The 21,251-nt window shown below is 43.4% G+C and carries 19 protein-coding genes; 5 read left to right on the top strand and 14 right to left on the bottom strand.

Annotated elements, in window-relative coordinates; genetic code table 11:
* On the top strand, positions 1–408 hold the full coding sequence (locus tag M1F05_RS02595) for a helix-turn-helix domain-containing protein (protein WP_206086323.1): 408 nt from the start codon (positions 1–3) through the stop codon (positions 406–408).
* 256 nt (positions 409–664) lie between these two features.
* Here M1F05_RS02595 and M1F05_RS02590 read toward each other — a convergent pair whose 3' ends face one another.
* Entirely contained in the window at positions 665–1,186 is a 522-nt protein-coding gene (locus M1F05_RS02590) for a single-stranded DNA-binding protein (protein WP_206086322.1), read from the bottom strand.
* A gap of 449 nt (positions 1,187–1,635) precedes the next feature.
* On the opposite strand from M1F05_RS02590, the gene uvrA reads away from it, so the two are divergent.
* Positions 1,636–4,470 (top strand): excinuclease ABC subunit UvrA, encoded by a 2,835-nt coding sequence (uvrA, locus tag M1F05_RS02585; protein WP_272516346.1) that lies wholly within the window; start codon positions 1,636–1,638, stop codon positions 4,468–4,470.
* A gap of 40 nt (positions 4,471–4,510) precedes the next feature.
* Here the strand turns inward: uvrA and M1F05_RS02580 are convergent, their stop codons facing one another.
* From M1F05_RS02580 to dnaB, 4 genes are all read right to left on the bottom strand, one after another.
* Positions 4,511–5,245 (bottom strand): hypothetical protein, encoded by a 735-nt coding sequence (locus M1F05_RS02580; protein ID WP_206086320.1) that lies wholly within the window; start codon positions 5,243–5,245, stop codon positions 4,511–4,513.
* A 71-nt stretch (positions 5,246–5,316) separates the two neighbouring features.
* Positions 5,317–6,513: an aromatic amino acid transaminase gene (locus tag M1F05_RS02575; RefSeq protein WP_206086319.1), complete on the bottom strand. Its 1,197-nt coding sequence runs from the start codon at positions 6,511–6,513 to the stop codon at positions 5,317–5,319.
* A 100-nt stretch (positions 6,514–6,613) separates the two neighbouring features.
* Complete coding sequence (alr, locus tag M1F05_RS02570) at positions 6,614–7,696, bottom strand: alanine racemase (protein ID WP_206086318.1); 1,083 nt, start codon at positions 7,694–7,696, stop codon at positions 6,614–6,616.
* A gap of 330 nt (positions 7,697–8,026) precedes the next feature.
* Entirely contained in the window at positions 8,027–9,439 is a 1,413-nt protein-coding gene (gene dnaB, locus M1F05_RS02565; RefSeq protein ID WP_206086317.1) for a replicative DNA helicase, read from the bottom strand.
* 214 nt (positions 9,440–9,653) lie between these two features.
* Between dnaB and M1F05_RS02560 the strand changes: the two genes are divergently transcribed.
* On the top strand, positions 9,654–10,637 hold the full coding sequence (locus M1F05_RS02560; protein WP_206086316.1) for a quinone oxidoreductase: 984 nt from the start codon (positions 9,654–9,656) through the stop codon (positions 10,635–10,637).
* 61 nt (positions 10,638–10,698) lie between these two features.
* Here M1F05_RS02560 and dusA read toward each other — a convergent pair whose 3' ends face one another.
* The 3 genes from dusA to M1F05_RS02545 all read right to left on the bottom strand — a co-directional run bounded on the left by dusA (position 10,699) and on the right by M1F05_RS02545 (position 12,859).
* Complete coding sequence (dusA, locus tag M1F05_RS02555; RefSeq protein ID WP_206086315.1) at positions 10,699–11,700, bottom strand: tRNA dihydrouridine(20/20a) synthase DusA; 1,002 nt, start codon at positions 11,698–11,700, stop codon at positions 10,699–10,701.
* Between the two features lie 212 nt (positions 11,701–11,912).
* Entirely contained in the window at positions 11,913–12,539 is a 627-nt protein-coding gene (gene ycaC / locus M1F05_RS02550) for an isochorismate family cysteine hydrolase YcaC (RefSeq protein WP_206086314.1), read from the bottom strand.
* A 110-nt stretch (positions 12,540–12,649) separates the two neighbouring features.
* Positions 12,650–12,859, bottom strand: coding sequence for a YdgH/BhsA/McbA-like domain containing protein (locus M1F05_RS02545; protein WP_206086313.1), 210 nt, complete (start codon positions 12,857–12,859; stop codon positions 12,650–12,652).
* Positions 12,860–13,104: 245 nt separating this feature from the next.
* On the opposite strand from M1F05_RS02545, the gene cbrC reads away from it, so the two are divergent.
* Complete coding sequence (gene cbrC, locus M1F05_RS02540; RefSeq protein ID WP_206086312.1) at positions 13,105–13,692, top strand: PF03691 family colicin E2 tolerance protein CbrC; 588 nt, start codon at positions 13,105–13,107, stop codon at positions 13,690–13,692.
* Positions 13,693–13,741: 49 nt separating this feature from the next.
* Here cbrC and M1F05_RS02535 read toward each other — a convergent pair whose 3' ends face one another.
* The 5 genes from M1F05_RS02535 to M1F05_RS02515 all read right to left on the bottom strand — a co-directional run bounded on the left by M1F05_RS02535 (position 13,742) and on the right by M1F05_RS02515 (position 19,600).
* The gene (locus M1F05_RS02535; protein ID WP_206086311.1) at positions 13,742–14,536 is read right to left on the bottom strand and encodes an inositol monophosphatase family protein; all 795 of its coding nucleotides are present in this window, start codon (positions 14,534–14,536) and stop codon (positions 13,742–13,744) included.
* A gap of 102 nt (positions 14,537–14,638) precedes the next feature.
* Positions 14,639–15,112: a DUF6882 domain-containing protein gene (locus tag M1F05_RS02530; protein WP_206086310.1), complete on the bottom strand. Its 474-nt coding sequence runs from the start codon at positions 15,110–15,112 to the stop codon at positions 14,639–14,641.
* A 3-nt stretch (positions 15,113–15,115) separates the two neighbouring features.
* On the bottom strand, positions 15,116–16,051 hold the full coding sequence (locus tag M1F05_RS02525) for a nucleoside hydrolase (RefSeq protein WP_206086309.1): 936 nt from the start codon (positions 16,049–16,051) through the stop codon (positions 15,116–15,118).
* Positions 16,052–16,148: 97 nt separating this feature from the next.
* Positions 16,149–18,308, bottom strand: a complete 2,160-nt coding sequence (locus tag M1F05_RS02520) for an ornithine decarboxylase (protein ID WP_206086308.1) — start codon at positions 18,306–18,308, stop codon at positions 16,149–16,151.
* 272 nt (positions 18,309–18,580) lie between these two features.
* On the bottom strand, positions 18,581–19,600 hold the full coding sequence (locus M1F05_RS02515) for a mechanosensitive ion channel family protein (RefSeq protein ID WP_206086307.1): 1,020 nt from the start codon (positions 19,598–19,600) through the stop codon (positions 18,581–18,583).
* A gap of 143 nt (positions 19,601–19,743) precedes the next feature.
* On the opposite strand from M1F05_RS02515, the gene M1F05_RS02510 reads away from it, so the two are divergent.
* Entirely contained in the window at positions 19,744–20,160 is a 417-nt protein-coding gene (locus M1F05_RS02510; RefSeq protein ID WP_206086306.1) for a DUF2750 domain-containing protein, read from the top strand.
* Positions 20,161–20,195: 35 nt separating this feature from the next.
* Here the strand turns inward: M1F05_RS02510 and M1F05_RS02505 are convergent, their stop codons facing one another.
* Entirely contained in the window at positions 20,196–21,215 is a 1,020-nt protein-coding gene (locus tag M1F05_RS02505; RefSeq protein WP_206086305.1) for an aldose 1-epimerase family protein, read from the bottom strand.
* Positions 21,216–21,251 lie beyond the last annotated feature (36 nt).

Genomic DNA, 21,251 nt, shown 5'->3' with positions numbered 1-21,251 from the left:
ATGTATAAAGAAATCCCTGTTCCCTATAATGGGAAATACACAGAATTTCAATCTACAGTTGTTAATGAAATAATAGTTTGGATTGAAATGAACTTAACCAGTCGTCTATTACTGGATGATATTGCACTAAAATCTGGATATACAAAATGGCATTTACAAAGAGTGTTTCGTAAGGTTGTCGGGATACCTTTAGGTGAATATATTCGTCGAAGGCGGATTTGTGAAGCAGCAAAAGACCTCTGCACCACAGAACTACAAGTAATTGATATTGCATTAAAATACCAATTTGACTCCCAGCAATCATTTGCAAAGCGATTCCGCGCTTATTTAGGTACGTCGCCATCAGTCTACCGAATTTCCGGTGAAAGTCAGAATGACCCTTTACTACTGGAACCTAAAGTAGCCTGATACGCAATATGAAAATAAAATTTGTACTTACCCTTTTTATTCCACCTTCAATACAAAGCTCCAAGTAAGTTAATTACTGGAGCTTTTTTATTATTTATTTTTGATAAAAAAATTAATAATCCCTTAAGGTTTATAACCATTTTTTATTTTATTATCTTAATAAAAAATTTTTATTTGATAGTTATATTTAAAATATAAAAGAATAAAGGCTTCACGAGGAAGCCTTTTATATATTTATAGTTATTAAAATAACAAATTAAAACGGAATATCGTCATCGAAATCCATTGGTGGCTCATTATTTTGTGGTGCTGGCGCTTGTGAGCGTGCAGGTGCAGCACCGCCACCACTGAATTGTTGTGCAGCTTGTGGCTGTTGAGGTTGACCCCAACCACCTTGACCACCTTGGCCTTGTGATGGCGCATCACCGCCACGACCACCTAACATTTGCATAGAACCGCCAATATTCACAACCACTTCCGTCGTGTAGCGATCTTGACCGCTTTGGTCTTGCCATTTGCGCGTTTGTAAAGACCCTTCGATATAGACTTGTGAACCTTTTTTCAAGTATTCACCTGCAACTTCAGCTAATTTGCCGAAAATCACCACGCGATGCCATTCAGTTTTTTCACGCATCTCGCCAGTTTGCTTATCGCGCCAGCTTTCAGAAGTTGCCAGAGTCAGGTTTGCCACAGCTCCGCCGTTAGGCATATAACGGATTTCAGGATCTTGCCCTAGGTTACCGATAAGAATTACTTTATTTACGCCTCTGCTGGCCATTTATTGCTCCTGATGCATTGAATTTTAATCTCTGGATTAGCCTTGAAGTTTACCAATGACCGAACTGATTTGCACCAACAATTGAAATTGCATATTTAAACTTGCGAAACGCTTTCCAAAATTAAGTGAAATCCCAGAGCACTTTTTTCAGTATAGACACAAAATTATTCTCTCAGTAGCACGCCTTCCAACAAATTATTTTTCCCCTTGAATTTGTTTGTAATTTTGTATTTTTCACCTCAAAACATTCGATTCTGAATACAGCTAGTCGGTAAATGAATGCATCGTAGGGAGCTTACTACTACGCAACTAAGCGCAGCCAACAACACAGCGAATTTAAATCGGTACAGGCCAGAAAATATAACGAGTACTGTATATCCAATCAGGGAAAAATATGTGATAATGATCGCTTGCGATTGTTCAATATCAAATCATCCGGGAAGTGGTAAATGGATAATATCGAAGTCCGCGGCGCACGCACGCATAATCTGAAGAACATCAATCTCGTTATTCCTCGTGATAAACTGATTGTTATCACGGGTTTGTCAGGCTCTGGAAAATCCTCTTTAGCCTTTGATACCCTGTATGCAGAGGGCCAGCGCCGGTATGTTGAGTCACTTTCTGCCTATGCGCGCCAGTTCCTGTCCTTAATGGAAAAGCCTGATGTAGACCATATTGAAGGGCTCTCTCCTGCGATTTCGATTGAACAAAAGTCCACTTCACATAACCCACGTTCTACCGTGGGAACCATCACTGAAATTCATGACTATTTGCGGTTATTGTTTGCGCGGGTTGGTGAGCCTCGCTGCCCTGATCATGATATTCCATTAGCAGCGCAAACCGTCAGCCAGATGGTTGATAATGTTTTAGCGCAGCCAATGGATCGCCGTATGATGTTACTTGCTCCCGTCGTCAAAGATCGTAAAGGGGAACACGTTAAATTACTCGATAACTTAGCGAGCCAAGGTTATATCCGCGCACGCATTGACGGGGAAGTTTGCGATCTTTCTGATCCCCCTAAACTCGAATTACAGAAAAAGCACACCATTGAAGTCGTGGTTGATCGCTTTAAAATCCGCGATGACATCGCGCAACGTTTAGCTGAGTCATTTGAAACCGCGCTAGAGCTTTCTGGTGGTACCGCTGTTGTTGCCGATATGGACGATCCACAAGCAGAAGAGCTGGTCTTCTCTGCAAACTTTGCGTGTTCCGTTTGTGGCTATAGCATGGTGGAACTAGAACCGCGTCTGTTTTCCTTTAATAACCCAGCTGGGGCTTGCCCAAGCTGTGATGGTTTAGGCGTTCAGCAATTTTTTGACCCTGAACGCGTGTTACAAAACACAGAAATTTCTTTAGCAGGCGGCGCTATTCGCGGCTGGGATCGTCGTAACTTTTATTATTTCCAGATGCTAATGTCATTGGCTGAGCACTATAAGTTTGATGTTGAAGCCCCTTATGATTCACTCAGTCCTGCAGTGCAAAAAATCATTTTGTACGGTTCAGGCAAAGAAACCATTGAGTTTAAATATCGTAATGATCGCGGGGATATTACCGTTCGCCGCCATCCATTCGAAGGTGTTCTCAATAATATGGAGCGCCGTTATAAAGAAACGGAATCCACCGCCGTTCGTGAAGAACTAGCGAAATATATCAGTAACCGCCCTTGTGTTTCTTGTAATGGAACGCGTTTACGTAAAGAAGCGCGCTTTGTATTTGTTGAAAACACTACGTTACCTGAAATCGCAGATTACAGTATTGGCCATGCGATGGAGTTTTTCCAAAACTTAAAGCTGAGTGGCCAGCGCGCGCAAATTGCTGAAAAAGTACTGAAAGAAATTGGTGACCGCCTTAAATTCTTAGTTAACGTTGGCTTAAACTACTTAAGTTTGTCACGCTCTGCAGATACCTTATCAGGTGGTGAAGCACAGCGTATTCGCCTTGCTAGCCAAATTGGTGCAGGTTTAGTGGGGGTGATGTATGTGCTTGATGAACCGTCAATTGGCCTGCATCAACGGGATAACGATCGCCTGTTAGAAACCTTGATCCACCTGCGTGATTTAGGCAATACCGTGATCGTCGTAGAGCACGATGAAGATGCTATTCGCGCCGCTGATCATGTGATTGATATTGGCCCAGGTGCGGGGGTACATGGTGGTCAAATTGTCGCCCAAGGTACATTAGAAGATATTGTTGCGAATCCTGACTCCTTAACAGGTAAGTTCTTAAGCGGTGAACGACGAATTGAAATTCCGAAACAGCGAGTTCCTGTCAATAAAGACAAAATGCTCACTGTGTTTGGCGCAAAAGGTAACAACCTGAAAAATGTGACTTTAAAAGTGCCAGTCGGGTTATTTACCTGTATTACGGGCGTATCTGGCTCAGGTAAATCCACACTGATTAACGACACATTATTCCCAATTGCCCAGCGCCAACTCAATGGGGCAACCACCATTACCCCAGCACCTTATTTGGATGTTGAGGGCTTGGAACATTTCGATAAAGTCATTGATATTGACCAAAGCCCAATAGGGCGAACACCGCGCTCTAACCCTGCGACCTATACTGGTGTGTTTACTCCTGTTCGTGAGTTATTTGCAGGGGTGCCAGAGTCCCGTACCCGCGGTTATAACCCAGGCCGCTTTAGTTTTAACGTGAAAGGCGGGCGCTGTGAGGCCTGTCAGGGTGATGGCGTTATCAAGGTTGAGATGCACTTCTTGCCTGATGTCTACGTGCCATGTGACCAGTGTAAAGGTAAGCGCTATAACCGCGAAACCTTGGAAATCAAATACAAAGGTAAGAGCATTCATGAGGTTCTCGATATGACTATCGAAGAGTCCCGTGAGTTTTTTGATGCGGTTCCTGCCCTTGCTCGTAAGCTGCAAACCTTGATGGATGTAGGGTTATCCTATATTCGTCTTGGCCAATCAGCGACCACGTTATCAGGCGGTGAAGCACAGCGTGTTAAGCTGGCTAAGGAACTCTCCAAACGCGGTACAGGGCAAACTATTTATATTTTGGATGAACCAACGACAGGCTTACACTTTGCTGATATTCAACAACTTTTAGTCGTTCTGCATCAGTTACGTGATCAAGGCAATACCATTGTCGTCATTGAACATAACCTTGATGTGATTAAAACAGCAGACTGGATTGTTGATTTAGGCCCTGAAGGGGGTAGCGGCGGCGGTGAAATTCTCATCGCGGGTACACCAGAAGAGGTGGCCGAATGTGAGAAGTCCCACACTTCAAGGTTCTTAAAGACGATTTTAGAACGCGGCTACTAATATTCTATGAATACCCTTGTGTTATTGGCAAGGGTATTCATTAGCCCAATTCGAAACGCAAATGGCTCTTTCTAAAGTCTCGAATTTTGTATTCTTGCTCAATGAGGTGAGCACCATCATAACCATCAATAATAGTTTGTTCGCAAATAGGTAATTGGCTATGAAAACCGTAATTTTTTACCCACATCACTAGGTTCAAATTAGGTTGTTTCCCTCCCCACCCTATAAACTCATACTCTTCTCGTCGGCAAAGAAAACAGACGCTTTCCCCCGCTTTTATCATCAATGGAACCGTTTTTCGTGGGAAGTGAGTGGTAATATCCCCTAGTTCCGACACGCTATGAACATCAAAATAGTATGGGGCTAATGACTGAATATTTTCAAACATCAGTGTGTCACAATCACCTGAATATTTTGCGACTTTAGTTTCACTCTTCGCTCTAACCCATTCATTTTCATGGAAGTATTTCCCTGTCAATTTCATGATTGCACGCGTTGATGGTGATTGCCAAATTTGTTGTTGCTCTTGACTCATTTGTGATGAAATCATAGGTTGATAGGCATTGAAGCCCCACTCTTGCAAACATTTATCCCGCTGAATGAATTCTTCGTGGACACGTTCAAAATAACGATATCGGCTAGCCTTTGAAGTTCCCATATAGAAAAACGCATCTTCAGGTAATTGAGCTCGGGTAGAACCTTTACCAAAAAAGGAAAATTTTCGGACAAAAAATTCAAGGAATAAAACAGGAGAAGATAGACTTAATTGTTTCATAAATATAACCGAGTAATAAAAAACGCAGGGATTAGCCTGCGTCTATTTACTTATCATTGAGTTAGCTTTAACTATTGGCTAACAGCAGCAAATGCCTCAACGATACGTTTTACATTGTGGCGGTTAACACCTGCCATACATACTCGGCCCGTACCCACTAAATACACCGCAAACTCGTCTTTTAGACGAGCCACTTGTTCTTTAGTGAAACCGGTATAACTGAACATCCCGCGCTGTTTCAATAAATGGTCGAAGTTTTTGGTTGGTAACGCTTTTTTCAGCTCATCCACCAACACGGTGCGCATGTCTAAAATACGTAAACGCATTTCTTCCACTTCTGCTAACCATTTTGCTTTTTCTGCGCTGTTGGTCAGTACCGCAGCCACAATTTTTGCCCCATTAGAGGGTGGGCTTGAATATAAACGGCGCACACCAGCTTTAAGCTGACCTAATACACGATCGCGCTCATCGGTGTTTTCACAAATCACCGATAATCCACCCGCACGTTCGCCATAGATACCAAAGATTTTAGAGAATGAGTTGCTGACAAACACGGTCAAACCCGCTTTAACCATCGCTCTAATCGCGTAAGCATCTTCGTTGATACCTTCAGCAAAACCTTGATAAGCGATATCTAAGAATGGGATCAGTTTGTGTTCAATCGCCACTTTCGTGACTTCATCCCACTGCGCCGGTGTTAAATCAGAACCCGTTGGATTATGGCAACATGGGTGCATTAAAATGATGCTATTTGCTGGCAATTTCTTAAAGGTTGCAAGCATTTCATCGAATTTAACGCCTTTGGTTTTTTCATCAAAGTATGGGTAATAATGAACTTTTGTGCCCGCACCAGAGAAAATAGAGGCATGATTTTCCCATGTTGGGTCACTGCACCAAACTTCTGAATCAGGATAGTATTGATGTAGGAAATCAGCACCGATTTTTAATGCACCAGAGCCACCAATGGTTTGCACTGTTGCAATACGCTCTTGTGCAATCAGCGGGCAATCTTCACCAAATACCAATTTTTGCAGTTCAAGACGGTAATCTTTTAAGCCTTCCATTGGTAAATACAAGGAAGCACTTGCAGGTAACTTGTTTAGTGACGCTTTAGCGGTACCCACCGTTGCCAGTTCAGGCGTTTTACCTTCACCATCGTAGTAAAGACCAATACTCAGATTAATTTTGTTATCACGAGTGTCTTTATTAAATTCATCCATTAACGACAGAATTGGGTCGCCCGGATAAGCATCAACATGTTCAAACACAGGACATCTCCTAATCATTATTTGGCACTGATAATGTCAGCGCGCATTGCGTTATTCAGCGTGGTTATTACGTTGTTACTTGAAAATAACCCTTTGTTGACTATTCGTCTACATATTCCATCGCAACTCGTGAGGTCAATTTAGTGAGCAACTCATAGTTGATAATACCCGTTTGTGCGGCAATTTCTTCAACTGGCAGTCCATTCCCCCACAAAACCACGTCATCACCAACTTTATCGGTGGCATTTAACCCCAAATCCACGACAGTCATATCCATCGAAATACGACCAATAATCGGCACTTTTCGCCCATTAATTAATACTGGCGTCCCAGACGGCACGTTACGCGGGTAGCCATCGCCATAACCAATGGCAACAACCCCAAGGCGAGTATCTTGATCACTGCACCACGTTTCACCGTAGCCAACACATTGGCCTGCTGAATGTTCTCTCACAGCAATTAAGGTGGATTTTAAAGTCATAACTGGCTGCAAGCCGAAATCTGCCGCGCTTTTTCCTTCTTGGGGAGAAGCGCCATACATCATAATTCCTGGACGAACCCAGTCATAGTGAGCTTCAGGCCATAATAGGATACCTGCGGATGCCGCGATAGATTTTTCGCCTTCTTTGCCTGCAATAAACTGTTTGAAGCAATCGATTTGACGTTGAGTTGTTGGCAAGTGCGGCGCATCAGCTTGACAGAAATGGCTGACAATATTAATAGGCAGTTCAACATGTTGGCAACGTTGCAGGCGTTGATAAAAAGCCTCAGCGTCTTTTGGTAATACACCAAGGCGATGCATCCCTGTATCTAATTTCATCCAAACTTTGAGGGAATGTGGTAACTTAGCCGCTTCAAGCATTTCAAGCTGTTCGATGCAGTGAATAACGGTGTCAATTTTGTGCTCTGCCATCAATACTAAGTCAGACTGCTCAAAAAAACCTTCCAGTAAGACGACGGGCTTTGTAACGCCATGTTGGCGCAGTAGCAATGCCTCATTCAACCTTGCCACGCCAAAGCCATCCACCAGCGCTTCCACTGCACTTCCCACTCCAACTAACCCATGGCCATAAGCGTTTGCTTTAACAACTGCAATCAGTTGGCTATTGGGTGCAATCTCTTTCACCCGTTGCAAGTTGTGTCGCAGAGCGCGGCGGTTTATTAATGCGGTTGCCGCTTTCATGATCCCCTCGTTTGCTTCTCTCTAATTTGTCTAAAAATTAAGCTGCACATTGGCAGCTTAGTCTATTCTCTATTTGTTATACGCTAAAAAATATCAATTTCCATCCGATATTATTTTTATGAATCATTTAATTTTAATATTCTAATTCCAATACTCTAAATAGTTTGAATACTCTAATACTCTAATACTCTAATACTCTAAATAGTTTGGGTTGTCGCTAGGCGGCAAGCGAAGATATCGCGGGGAGCATACACGAGTATGTGACTCGCGTAGCTGAGTGCAGCCAACACCGCGACAGCGCAAAGTATGACGAGTATTTATGACGAGTATTTAGTCTTCGTCGTTATACGCAGGCCCCGCATAGTTATCAAAGCGCGACCACTGCCCATTAAACGTCAACCGCACCGTACCAATTGGCCCGTTACGCTGCTTACCTAAAATAATCTCCGCAACCCCTTTAAGCTCGCTGTTATCGTGGTAAACCTCGTCGCGGTAGATGAACATGATTAAGTCCGCATCCTGCTCAATAGACCCCGACTCACGTAAGTCGGAGTTAACGGGGCGTTTATCCGCACGTTGCTCAAGGCTACGGTTCAACTGTGATAATGCCACCACAGGCACATTAAGCTCTTTCGCTAAGGCTTTTAGCGAGCGAGAAATCTCGGCAATTTCAAGAGTACGGTTATCAGAAAGCGAAGGAACACGCATTAACTGAAGGTAGTCAATCATGATCAGGCTTAAACCACCATGTTCACGGTAAATACGCCTCGCACGGGAGCGTACCTCTGTAGGTGTCAAGCCAGATGAGTCATCAATGTACATGTTGCGCTTTTCCATCAAAATCCCCATCGTGCTGGAAATACGCGCCCAATCCTCATCGTCCAATTGGCCGGTACGAATACGCGTTTGGTCAACGCGAGAAAGTGACGCAAGCATACGCATCATGATCTGGTTACCTGGCATCTCCAAGCTGAAAATAAGCACTGGCTTTTCTTCTGTCATCGCCGCATTTTCACACAAGTTCATCGCAAAGGTAGTTTTACCCATCGATGGACGCGCTGCCACGATAATTAAATCTGAACCTTGTAACCCCGCAGTTTTCTTATCAAGGTCTTGATAACCTGTAGAAACCCCCGTTACCCCATCATGAGGTTGCTGGTAAAGCTGCTCAATTTTTTCGACGGTTTCGGACAAAATAGCTTCAATGCCTTTTGGCCCTTCATCTTTGTTCGCTCGGGATTCTGCGATTTGGAAAACTTTGCTTTCCGCTAAATCCAACAAATCTTCACTGCTACGCCCTTGTGGGTCGTAACCCGCATCTGCAATTTCATTGGCAACAGAAATCATGTCACGTACAACCGCACGTTCGCGAACGATGTCTGCATAAGCATTAATGTTCGCCGCACTTGGCGTATTTTTGGATAATTCAGCTAAGTAGGCAAAGCCCCCTACGCTATCAAGCTCACCTTCTTGCTCTAAGGATTCGGACAGGGTAATTAAGTCGATAGGCTTGCCCCGCTCTAGCAATAATTGCATCTGCGAGAAAATCGTGCGGTGAGGGCGGCTAAAAAAATCAGCGTGTGTGACCCGTTCAGAGACAGTATCCCAACGTTCGTTATCCAACATCAAACCGCCTAAAACAGATTGCTCCGCCTCAAGAGAGTGCGGTGGAAGTTTCAAACCTTCCATTTGGTGATCCCGAGGGGCATCTGTTTTAAAATTCGATGAGGGTTTTTTAGCCATACATTTGCATCCAAGTCTATAATTAACGAACAGCTTCTAGTATACGCCAATCTGATTTTTGTTGTGGCTTTCTTTACGCCCTCAGGCAAGAGAATTGCCTGCTAACGTTTTCAACAAAAAGCACAAACCAATAATTCTTCTGATTGAAACATGGCGTTATAGTAAAACGATTGATATTGTAAACAAAACTAAATGGTTCTTATTGGAGATTGTCATGGCAAAACGTATCGAGTTCGCGCAACATGGCGGCGCTGACGTTCTAAACTTTGTAGATTATTCCCCAACCGCACCTGCTGATAACGAAATTCAAATCGAAAACCGCGCAATCGGCATTAATTTTATCGACACCTACGTTCGCAGTGGCCTTTACCCTGTCGCTAAACTGCCAAGTGGTCTCGGAACTGAAGCCGCTGGTGTCGTCGTTAAAACAGGTGCCCACGTCACAGGTTTCAAACCTGGAGACCGCGTGGTGTACGCCCAAGGCCCGCTGGGTGCCTACAGCGAAGTGCACAATGTACCTGAACACGCTGTTGCTCATTTACCTGATGGCATTACCTTTGAACAAGCCGCAGCGAGTTCACTCAAAGGAATGACGGTATATTATTTATTCCATCAAACGTATCAACTTAAGCGTGATGAAGTATTTTTATTCCATGCTGCCGCAGGTGGCGTAGGCCTAATTGCCTGCCAATGGGCAAAAGCACTGGGTGCCAAAATGATTGGTACCGTGGGCTCTGCGGATAAAGCACTGCGTGCAAAAGACGCGGGTGCATGGGAGGTGATTAACTACCAAACCGAAGACATCGCTGCACGCGTTAAAGCGATCACTCAGGGTGAAAAAGTCAATGTGGCTTATGACTCTGTGGGGCAATCCACATGGCTTGCTTCTTTAGATTCACTGAAACGCCGCGGATTGATGGTGAGTTTTGGTAATGCATCAGGCCCTGTCACGGGTGTAAATTTGGGCATTCTCAACCAAAAAGGCGGTTTATACGTCACTCGCCCATCTTTGGGGGTGTATGTGACTAACCGTGCAGAGTTAGACCAAGCCAGTCACGCGTTGTTTGATATGATTTTAAGTGGCAATGTGAATGTGGATGTGCCGCAATCACAAATTTTTGCCCTGAAAGATGCACAAAAAGCCCACGCAACGATTGAATCAAGAAAAACCCAAGGATCAAGCCTGTTGATCCCATAACGGGTATCTCGTCGATCAGAAAAAACGCCTGTTTTGGCGTTTTTTCTTTATAATCAACATGCTATTCACCGCGAGTCACAAACTCCAGAGCCTGTTCAACGACCGCTAAGTCAGCACCTTTTTTATGGGCATTTTCGCTCAAATGGCGACGCCATTGGCGAGCACCAGGAATGCCTTGGAAAATCCCTAACATATGGCGTGTCATATGGCCTAAATAAGCACCTTTAGACAATTCACTTTCAATATACGGGTACATCGCCCGCACGGCATCAACACCATTCGTCACAGGAAAGTGCTCACCAAACAATTGGTTATCAACCGCTGTTAAAATAGACGGGTTTTGATATGCTTCGCGACCCACCATCACGCCATCTAAATGTTGAAGGTGTTCTTTTGCTTCTTCTAACGTTTTAATACCGCCGTTAATCGCCATCGTTAAATGCGGGAAATCGTGCTTCAATTGATAAACACGTGGGTAATCTAATGGGGGGATTTCACGGTTTTCTTTCGGGCTTAGTCCAGATAACCATGCTTTACGCGCATGGATAATAAACATTTCACAGCCGCCCTTGGTAGAGACTGTTTCGATAAAATCACACAAAAATTCGTAGCTATCTTGCTCATCAATACCAATGCGAGTTTTGACCGTAACAGGGATGGATACCACGTCTTGCATCGCTTTTATACAATCCGCCACCAACTGCGCATCCCCCATCAGACAAGCTCCAAAACGGCCATTTTGTACACGGTCAGATGGGCAACCCACATTTAAGTTTATTTCATCATAACCGCGTTCTTCGGCCAATTTAGCACTTTGGGCTAACGCTGCAGGGTCGCTACCACCTAGTTGCAACGAAACAGGGTGCTCTTCTTCACTAAACGCAAGGTAATTTCCTTTCCCGTAGATGATCGCCCCAGTTGTCACCATTTCAGTGTACAGCAAGGTATTTTTACTTAACAAACGATGGAAATAGCGACAATGACGATCAGTCCAATCGAGCATCGGCGCAACGGAAAATCGGTTTAAATTGGTATAGCCTTGTTTTGAGGTATTTTGATGCATGGTGATCTTGTGTGTTTAAATCAAATGGATAGCCCCAAAAAGCAAGGAGCCAAGCAAAAACAGTGGCTATTATAACATAGAGAGAACTAAGTGCGATGATGACGAAAATAAGCTGCTGGGGTCAGTTAATTTAACGAAATAACCCCCGATATGAGCAATGCCATATCGAGGGTTTATAAACCAATTATGTCATTTTAATACTTAGTCACGCACTATTTTTTCGCAGAAAGCAGTGCATAGCTGGTCATTAAGTTACGGTAATCAGGGATATGGTTTGAGAACAAAGTTCCTAACCCTTCCACATCATTACGCCAATCACGGTGTAATTCACAAGCAGCACCAAACCAGCTCATCAGTTGAGCACCTGCTTTTGACATTCTATCCCACGCGGCGTCACGTGTAATGGGGTTAAATGTACCTGAGGCATCAGTGATAACAAAAACTTCATAGCCTTCTTCCAGTGCAGATAGTGCAGGAAATGCCACGCACACTTCTGTCACAACACCCGCAATAATTAGCTGTTTTTTACCTGTGGCTTTGACAGCTTTTACGAACTCTTCGTTATCCCACGCGTTAATTTGGCCAGGGCGGGCAATAAAAGGGGCATTAGGAAAGGTTTCTTTTAATTCAGGGACTAACGGGCCATTAGGGCCATCTTCAAAAGATGTCGTCAAAATAGTTGGTAAGTTAAAATACTTTGCCAGATCGGCAAGTGCTAACACGCTATTCTTGAATTTATCTGGATCTTGGTCACGAACTAACGATAACAAACCCGTTTGATGATCAACAAGTAATACAGCTGCATTATCTTTATCTAGGCGGTTATATTTAAAACTCATCTCAACGACTCCTCAATTATCAGATAAAAAGTGGCATTGAATCTACTTACAGCCTCATAAACACCACTTTTCATCAAAAATATTTCAATAAGAGAAACTCACACAATTCGTTATTTAGTTTCTGCGCTCATTGTGACAAAGTTACCCATACGAGCACTGGTAATTGTGTAGCTGTCTGCACCCGCTGCTTTGGCTTTAGCGGCAATCATCGCTTCGGTTGAAGCCAGTGTATCGCCTGTTGCAGTGATTGTTGCTGCTGATGCACCAAATGCGACCATAGATAATACTGAAGCTGCCATCAAAGTTTTTAATATGTTCATAATCTAATTCCTTCACTGTGTATACGATGAGACAACCCTTGTTGTCTGCGATGAAGGTATCATAGCGGTAATGACATTTAGGTTAAATCTAATAATATCGCTCGACTCATTCAAATTAATTGAATGTTTTGATTTGTCTGAAACCCGCCTATGCAATAAAACCGAGAAACATAATCAAACGGCATTGTGATATTCTTTCCCACTCGTTGGCTTACTTCCGGTGCAACCTTTATTAGGAACTGTATATGGCGCTCAATAACCGAACACTCCCTAAGTTTAAATACCATCCAAACCCAATTGAAACAGAAGCATTTCTGACAGATAAAACAGTAAACTGTGATTGCTGTCAGCAACCTACTGATATTTATTATGAAAGCCCTTTTTATTCTATTGATGATATTGAAGCACTTTGCCCATGGTGTATTGCTGATGGCTCTGCGAGTGCAAAATTTGATGGGGAATTTCAAGACGCTGCCAGTGTTGAAGGTATTGATTGTGAATATGATGAGAACGGCGAGTTTTTACAAACCATAAACCCCTATCCGACTGAAAAGTTTGACGAGCTGATTAAACGAACACCAGGTTATCGCGGATGGCAGCAAGAAATTTGGCTCGCACACTGCCAAGAACCCTGTGAATTTATAGGCTATGTTTGTTGGGATGACATCAAAGATAGGCTGGATGAATTTGTTTCCCTTGAAAATGATATCGCTGATTATGGTTTTTCAATCTCAGAACTGGAAAATATTCTCCACCAAGATAGCGATGCCCAAGGTTACTTATTCCGTTGTTTACATTGCAAAAAGCTGCGTTTGCATTTTGATTTTAGCTAATTCACCACGATTAAACCGCGTGAGGATACTTATCTTCACGCGCTCATCTTCAACTATTCATCAATTCAATAATGTGTTCGGCCAATTCTGGTGTGGCGGTTGATAGCAAGCTCCCCGCAAACATGGCTTGCTGCCGTTTGCCATCTAGCGCACACACCTCACCGCCAGCCTCTCGGATACACGGAATCAGTGCCGCGCTATCCCATGGTTTCATGATGGTATCAATCGCAGCGTGAATACGCCCACTGGCCACCATGGCATGTTGATAAGCATCATTAGCAAAAATAAAGTCCCTAGCTTGGCTGACCACGGCATCAAGATGATAAATATGAGCCCCTTCACGTGGGTTATAATTACTACTGTGAATACCAGATGCGCTTACCACTGCCTCTGATAATAATTTAGGCGATTGACTACCCAATTTCAGTTGCCTTGGCGCCTGCCCTGCGTTTTGCACCCAGCAGCCCTCCCCTTGCGAAGCCCAGTAAAGAGTAGATATTGCAGGAAAGCTGATCACACTGAGTAATGGTTCCCCATTTTCCACATAAGCAATTAAGGTACTAAATAATGGCACACCATAAATAAAGGCACGGGTGCCATCGACCGGGTCAATCACCCAACCCGAGCTAAATTTTTGCTCACCGGCAAAGCCAAACTCTTCACCTAAAACAGCAATATTCGGGGTACGCTGGGCAAAAAGCGCTCTGATAGTTTCTTCAACGCGGATATCCGTTTCCGTGACCACAGAACGATCGGGTTTATAATCAAATTTGCCCGAACCTTGAAATGCCTCTACTGTCATGGTTTTGACTAAGTTAGCGGCTTCGAGTGCAATATCTAACATGCGCTGGCTCCTGACTGAAAAAACTGAGTATAACGGGTAGGTTATGGAAAAAAGAGGGCTAAAGTGCCTTATCAACCAACAGATAAAGCACCGAGTTAACCATTAAACTTGTTGCAGAGAAACGTTACCAAATGTCATGAAGATCAGCGTATGCCCCGCAATGCCACGGTATACCCCTTGCTGGTTGTTAAGCTCACAGGCCAGCGCGGTTAATTGCCATGCGTCATATTCTTCGATTTGACTGACCCGCGCCGTTAATAGTGTGTTGTCTTTGCGTTCACCATAGGCTTTCACCGCAATCGCATCTTGTGTTAATGCGCTGTCAATAGAACTGTTTGCCCAGCCCCACATCCAACTCCCTTGGCTTTGGTCATAGGTACCAACAATTTGTACCGGTGCGGTTGCCACTATATTGTCTGGCGCATGAAAAATAATGGTGCCTTCGTCTTGATCAACCGACCAATCAGCCTCATCCAGCTTCCATGTCTCACAATGAAATTGGTTTTTCGCTTGTAGGCTGTTCATACTACGTTCAATCAACGCCTCGTAAGGCAATTGCTCTAATTCATTACTCATTGATTATCCAATATTTTTTAAAGAATTCACAATTAATTGCCAAAACTTTTGATGATCGAGTTTGACGGCAACCTGCGTATGGCAATCCACTGGAGCAGGATGGCGGAAATCAGCAACGGTCATGCCAAGTGTGAGTGAACCAGTAAGTTCGATATCCACAGGGACTTTTTGCGTGGTCATTACTGAAGGGTCAATCACATAAGCGACTGCACAAGGGTCATGAACAGGTGGGGCATCAAAGTTTTGAGCTTGCTTATACATCTTGCCGAAAAAATCCAGTAGTTCAACGACAAATTGCGAACAATCGGTACCAATCGCAGCAATTTCGTTTACGATTTCAGGTGTTGCCAATGCTTGATGGGTCAAGTCTAGCCCAACCATCGTTAATGGCCATTTTTCATTAAAGACAATATGTGCCGCTTCAGGATCAATTTTGATATTAAACTCCGCCACCGCACTCCAATTACCGACATGGTAGCCACCTCCCATCAAAACCACCTCTTTCACCCGCTCAACAATACGTGGCTCAAGACGAGCAGCAAGGGCAATGTTTGTCAGCGCACCTGTCGGAACTAATGTGACGGTTTTCGGTGGGTGAGACATGATGGTATCGATAATCAATGAAACAGCATGTCTTTCATCAAGCTGTAAAGTTGGCGTGGGTAATACAGGCCCATCAAGCCCTGAATCGCCGTGAATATCAGGTGCAACCTCAATGCCACGAACTAATGGGCGAATCGAACCCGCAGCAAATGGAATACCCGTGATCTTCGCCATTTCAGCGATTGCCAGTGCATTACGAGTCACTTTTTCAAGGGTTTGGTTACCTGCAACGGTTGTTACAGCCAATAAATCGATATCTGGGTTACCGTAAGCCAGTAATAATGCGATAGCATCATCATGACCAGGGTCACAATCAAGAATGATTTTTTTGCTCATACCTTACCTTATAAATTTGGAGTCAGAGATGGCTCTGACTCCAATGTAACGACCCGATAAGGCAAAATCTACGCTTAAAGTCTGAATACGAAGGAAATTATTTTAAAACATGCGCATAGACACGTTTTTTCTCGCCTTCATTTTTCGAAATATACACGCCTTGCAGCTCAGGTGCGAAGCCTGGTAACGCATTAATCCCCGCTTCAAGAGCTTTGAAATAACGCAGTACAGGGCCTGACCACACCTCCCCAGGCACAACACATAAGACGCCAGGTGGATATGGCAAAGCGCCCTCTACCGCAATGCGCCCTTCGAGTTCATCCAATGGCAATAGCTCACAATTGCCACGAATAAATTCTAAATGCGCTTGTTGTGGGTTCATTTTGACTTCAGGGAAATGCGCCTTGCGGAACATCTCTTTTTGCAACTGCTTGATATTGTCATTAACGCTCAATTGATGCATTTCTTGGCATAAACGACGCAATGTATAACCTTGATAATGCTCTTGGTAGCGCTGGTATACTGATGGAAGTACATCTTCTAATAACGCATCTTCATCCAATAATTGTTCAAAGCGTACTAAATGAGAAACTAACAGTGCGAGTTTTTCCGTCGTTTCTGCAGGGGTTAATAAAAATAAAATCGAGTTTAAGTCACACTTTTCAGGGATCACACCGTGTTCACGTAAAAAATGCGCCAAAATAGTTGCAGGTACGCCAAACGACTCATATTCCCCACTTTCGACATCAATACCAGGCGTCGTTAACATGAGTTTGCATGGGTCGACAAAATATTGGTCTTGAGCATAGCCCTCAAAGGCATGCCAACGTTCCTTAGGGATAAAATTGAAAAAACGTTGTTCCGAAGCAATTTGTTCTGTCGGGTATTCATGCCATGCTTTTCCGTCAATCAATTCAGGCACAAACGGCCTAAAATAGCGACAGTGCTGGAAAATTGATTTGCGCACTTCAATACCCGTTTTTACGCAATCCATCCACATCATTTCACCTGCTGCGCCTTGATGAATGCGTGCATTAACATCTAACGAGGCAAATAAGGGATAAAATGGGCTAGTAGAGGCGTGCATCATAAAGGCATTATTCAGTTTCTTATGGGAAACAAAACGTTCTTGTCCTTTGATATGGTTATCTTTTTTGTGAATTTGTGACGCTTGTGAAAACCCCGCCAGTTGCTTGTGCACTGACTGAGTGACCATAATACCTGGGTCGCTTTCATTTAATTCAAGCAACAAAGGGGAACACTGGCGCATCATCGGGATGAACTGTTCATAACCCACCCACGCCGAGTCGAATAAAATATAGTCACATAAGTGGCCTATTTTATCGACCACTTGCCTTGCGTTATACACGGTGCCGTCGTAAGTACCGAGTTGGATCACCGCCAAGCGAAAAGGGCGCGTTTGTTGCGTTTTTTCAGGCATCACATCTTGGATTAACTCACGTAAATAACGCTCTTCAAAGCAATGGGCATCAATACCACCAATAAAGCCAAACGGGTTACGTGCCGTCTCTAAATAAACGGGGGTAGCACCCGCTTGAATTAATGCACCGTGGTGGTTGGATTTATGGTTGTTGCGATCGAATAACACCAAATCACCAGGTGTTAATAATGCATTGAGCACCACTTTATTGGAAGATGATGTCCCATTGAGAACAAAATAGGTTTTGTCTGCATTAAACACTTTTGCCGCAAACTTTTGGGCTTCTTTAGCTGCACCTTCGTGGATCAGCAAGTCTCCCATCGCGACATCCGCATTGCATAAATCGGTACGGAATAAATTTTCACCATAAAATTGGTAAAATTGCTCTCCCGTTGGGTGGCGGCGGAAAAATTGCCCACCTTGATGGCCAGGGCAGGCAAACGTAACGTTATGACCCGCAGCATAATCCATCATTCGCGCAAAAAATGGCGGTAATAACTGCTCTAGGTACTGATTGGCAGCATCAAGCAATTGGCGACTATTTTCTTCCCGCTCCGATGGCGTTGGTGGTAATAATGCCGTGATGTATGGCGGTAAACTCTCATTTGTTGGTAGCTGTTTATCACTGATGATAAACAGCGGAATACTCAATTTACTCTGAGCTATCCTTTCCCACAGCCCTTGGTCAGCATCTTGTTCAGATAGCACTACCGCAGCAATATTGTTTAACTGTGCATCGCGAACATCTACCCACTGAAATTGGTTAGTGAAATAGATTGCGACCCCCTGGCTACATGCCACATTGATTTTGTTCATAGCAGTCTGGCTCTTAGTTAGCTGAGGAAAAGAGGCGGTCAATATACTTGATAGATCAGGGAATTGAAATGATTTGCACTGCGGTAAAAAAGCGGGAAATGAGTGGAGTCGAATGTTTTTTATAAGCCACTGGTTAATAGCATAAAAATATTCATGCTACTCGACACCTTAACCAAAATATAAAATCAGATAAATTAAAATTTATAGATAAAATGACCAACTAATAGCAGAAATCTATGAAATCAGTCGGTCAATTTATCCTGTATGGGACGTTAGTGGTTTTTTTCCACATACAATGTTTGAGAAGGGAATGCAAAGTCTGCGCCGTGGCGCTTAACAATCTCAATGATCTTTAAATAGACGTCCTGTTGCGCCGCTAACCACTCAGCCCAAACCGTCGTTTTAGTAAAGCAGTACACCATAATATTTAACGATGAATCTGCAAACGCATCAAAATACACCAGCAGAGTTTGGCTGGTATCAATATTTTCATCTTGCTGTAGCATTGTGCGAATATCGTCGACGATCGCACCAATTTTATCGGAATCTTCATAACGTAAACCTAATTCAGTTTTGATCCGACGGTTAGTCATTCTCCCAGGGTTTTCCACGCTAATGGACGAAAATACTGAGTTTGGAATATACAATGGCCGATGGTCGAACGTGATGATCTTGGTGATCCGCCAACCAATTTCCACTACCGTACCTTCAATATTTCTATCGGGTGAACTCACCCAATCCCCAATATTAAACGGGCGGTCAAAATACAGCATCAACCCTGAGAAAAAATTACTCAGGATATCCTTACCCGCCATACCGATGGCAATACCACCGATGCCACCAAAGGCCATCAGCCCTGATAGGCTCATACCAAAGTGTTCACCAAACAACAGTACCATAACGACAAATACCGTGGTTTTAAACACCCGGGCCACAATACGAGCCGAAGTTGGATCACTGCCCTTTTTGATTTGTGTCTTCTCTAACCGATTGGCAAGTTGAAACAATTTTCGCATTAAAATCAAAGCAATTAATGCGATCGTGATAAAATTGACCAGCGGTGTGGAAATAAAATTCAAATCAAAATCAGCCGCGGCCATATCCACATATTGCGCCGCGACCACAACGACAGAACATAATACAACTGTTTGAATAACATGAATAATAATGCTTTTATGTTTGTGCTTATGTTTACGTCGTTTATGGAATATCTCAAAAAAGACATACAGCATGAGGCATGCTGCGATGATGGTCATGCCAATGGCATATTTTTCAAGTAAGACTTCTATCATCTCTAACCGCCCTAAAATTTACCTGATAGATATTATTTTTATGTGTTTTACTGTGTATGATGTTAAGTTATCTTGTTATTAAGATAACAATTATAAATATAATTTTCCCACTAATTATCAATTACCTTTTAGATTATCCAATCATGAATAACAACTCATTTTCCCCTAATGATAAAGAAATACAAAATGTTCATGCCCTTGGCCCATACCAAAAGTACCGCTATTTTGTCGGTAAGGTCGCTGACTGGGAACAAGTATGGACAGTAAGTGATGGGCAAAACTTCGTCACCCTCAGGGATCAGGAAAACGGGATTGCTGTTGCGTTGTGGCCGGCTAAAGCTTATGTCGAGCTATGTTTAGTGCATCAGTGGGCGCATTTTACGCCAATGCAACTGACCCTTGAGCAACTCATGACAGAGCTCCTTCCTGATATGCATGAGGCGAATATTAAAGCTGCCATCATGATGAAACCCAATGGGGCCAATGCACCATATTATGATGCTTATGATGCCTCAATGTTACTTGCTGATTTAGCAGAAGAGTGCCAGCAGTACGAATGAGGCAGTTAACCACTGCCTCTGGTGTCGTCAAAAAATCACGATTTTTCCACGCCGGTGGTAACCGTAAACTGGCGCGTTTCCCCTGCCGCTAACCAAATTAAGGTTTGGTTATTCTCCGCCGCTAAAAAACCTTCAGGTCTGCACGTTGCAGGTAATACAAACGCCCCCACTTTTTGGTCGCCATTATATAAAATCCAACGCGTCGCATAATTCAATTCGCTGGACTTAAATTGCGTAACAAAGGTATCTCCTGCGGGTGAAGTCATTCTAAACTCAGGGTTTTCTGTATATTGGCTCAGGTTATCCATAAAGAACACAATTTCAGGGTCACACATTTGTGGCTGATTAAGCTGATTTAGCTTTACGGCTCCCGATTTCAATGCCTCGTTAAATTCAAGCCATTTTTCCGTTGGGTGAACATGCCCAGGTATCGATTCACGTAATTTGATCGCTTGCTCAGGAATATTTTGGGTCAATGTAGCATCATCCACATAGGCATAATTCATGTGGCACATATATTGAAGTGGCATTGGCACTGAGGCCAAATTTGTCACAGACATATGAATATCAAACAATGAGCTATTTGCCTTTAATGAAACAGACGGCGCGGCGTGGTAATGGTGGCCAAACCCCATCACATATTCATATTCGCCGCAAATTTTTAAACCGTTTTCGGTCAATTCTAACCATGCGCTGTCCATCGGTGCGCAAGGCATTTCGCCATGCAATGGGTGGTTATCCTCTGGTGAAGGGCAGCCATTACTGATTAATCCTGAGTGAAAAGCAAAACAACCATAGGTTTCAATGACTGTAGGAACCGATTTAGGCGCTGAAAACATATTTTCCATTTTCAGATTTTGGCCACAAAATTCGGCATCCCAAACCATTTGCCCTAAAAAAGGTAAAATCGTTAGATAACCTTGTTGATTTTCAATACGTAAACCTTCCACGCCAGTGTGATAACGAAATGCAGTGGCGGTGAATTGGTCATTTTTAAGAATAAGCGTCGGGTTTTCCGTAAATACGCTTTTGTGAAGAGGAATTTGTGTATTCATTTTCATACTCACGGTTAATAAAGGAAATTGGGTAGC

The sequence above is a fragment of the Providencia sp. PROV252 genome (assembly GCF_033676005.1).
In the GTDB taxonomy this organism is placed as follows: Bacteria; Pseudomonadota; Gammaproteobacteria; order Enterobacterales; family Enterobacteriaceae; genus Providencia; species Providencia vermicola.
This window is presented reverse-complemented; position numbering and strand designations above follow the sequence as displayed.

Excerpts from the sequence above, each read along its gene's own strand:
- M1F05_RS02595 (WP_206086323.1), top strand. The coding sequence starts at position 1 with ATGTATAAAGAAATCCCTGTTCCCTATAATGGGAAATACACAGAATTT.
- M1F05_RS02590 (WP_206086322.1), bottom strand. The coding sequence starts at position 1,186 with ATGGCCAGCAGAGGCGTAAATAAAGTAATTCTTATCGGTAACCTAGGG.
- uvrA (WP_272516346.1), top strand. The coding sequence starts at position 1,636 with ATGGATAATATCGAAGTCCGCGGCGCACGCACGCATAATCTGAAGAAC.
- M1F05_RS02580 (WP_206086320.1), bottom strand. The coding sequence starts at position 5,245 with ATGAAACAATTAAGTCTATCTTCTCCTGTTTTATTCCTTGAATTTTTT.
- alr (WP_206086318.1), bottom strand. The coding sequence starts at position 7,696 with ATGAAAGCGGCAACCGCATTAATAAACCGCCGCGCTCTGCGACACAAC.
- dnaB (WP_206086317.1), bottom strand. The coding sequence starts at position 9,439 with ATGGCTAAAAAACCCTCATCGAATTTTAAAACAGATGCCCCTCGGGAT.
- M1F05_RS02560 (WP_206086316.1), top strand. The coding sequence starts at position 9,654 with ATGGCAAAACGTATCGAGTTCGCGCAACATGGCGGCGCTGACGTTCTA.
- dusA (WP_206086315.1), bottom strand. The coding sequence starts at position 11,700 with ATGCATCAAAATACCTCAAAACAAGGCTATACCAATTTAAACCGATTT.
- ycaC (WP_206086314.1), bottom strand. The coding sequence starts at position 12,539 with ATGAGTTTTAAATATAACCGCCTAGATAAAGATAATGCAGCTGTATTA.
- M1F05_RS02545 (WP_206086313.1), bottom strand. The coding sequence starts at position 12,859 with ATGAACATATTAAAAACTTTGATGGCAGCTTCAGTATTATCTATGGTC.
- cbrC (WP_206086312.1), top strand. The coding sequence starts at position 13,105 with ATGGCGCTCAATAACCGAACACTCCCTAAGTTTAAATACCATCCAAAC.
- M1F05_RS02535 (WP_206086311.1), bottom strand. The coding sequence starts at position 14,536 with ATGTTAGATATTGCACTCGAAGCCGCTAACTTAGTCAAAACCATGACA.
- M1F05_RS02530 (WP_206086310.1), bottom strand. The coding sequence starts at position 15,112 with ATGAGTAATGAATTAGAGCAATTGCCTTACGAGGCGTTGATTGAACGT.
- M1F05_RS02525 (WP_206086309.1), bottom strand. The coding sequence starts at position 16,051 with ATGAGCAAAAAAATCATTCTTGATTGTGACCCTGGTCATGATGATGCT.
- M1F05_RS02520 (WP_206086308.1), bottom strand. The coding sequence starts at position 18,308 with ATGAACAAAATCAATGTGGCATGTAGCCAGGGGGTCGCAATCTATTTC.
- M1F05_RS02515 (WP_206086307.1), bottom strand. The coding sequence starts at position 19,600 with ATGATAGAAGTCTTACTTGAAAAATATGCCATTGGCATGACCATCATC.
- M1F05_RS02510 (WP_206086306.1), top strand. The coding sequence starts at position 19,744 with ATGAATAACAACTCATTTTCCCCTAATGATAAAGAAATACAAAATGTT.
- M1F05_RS02505 (WP_206086305.1), bottom strand. The coding sequence starts at position 21,215 with ATGAATACACAAATTCCTCTTCACAAAAGCGTATTTACGGAAAACCCG.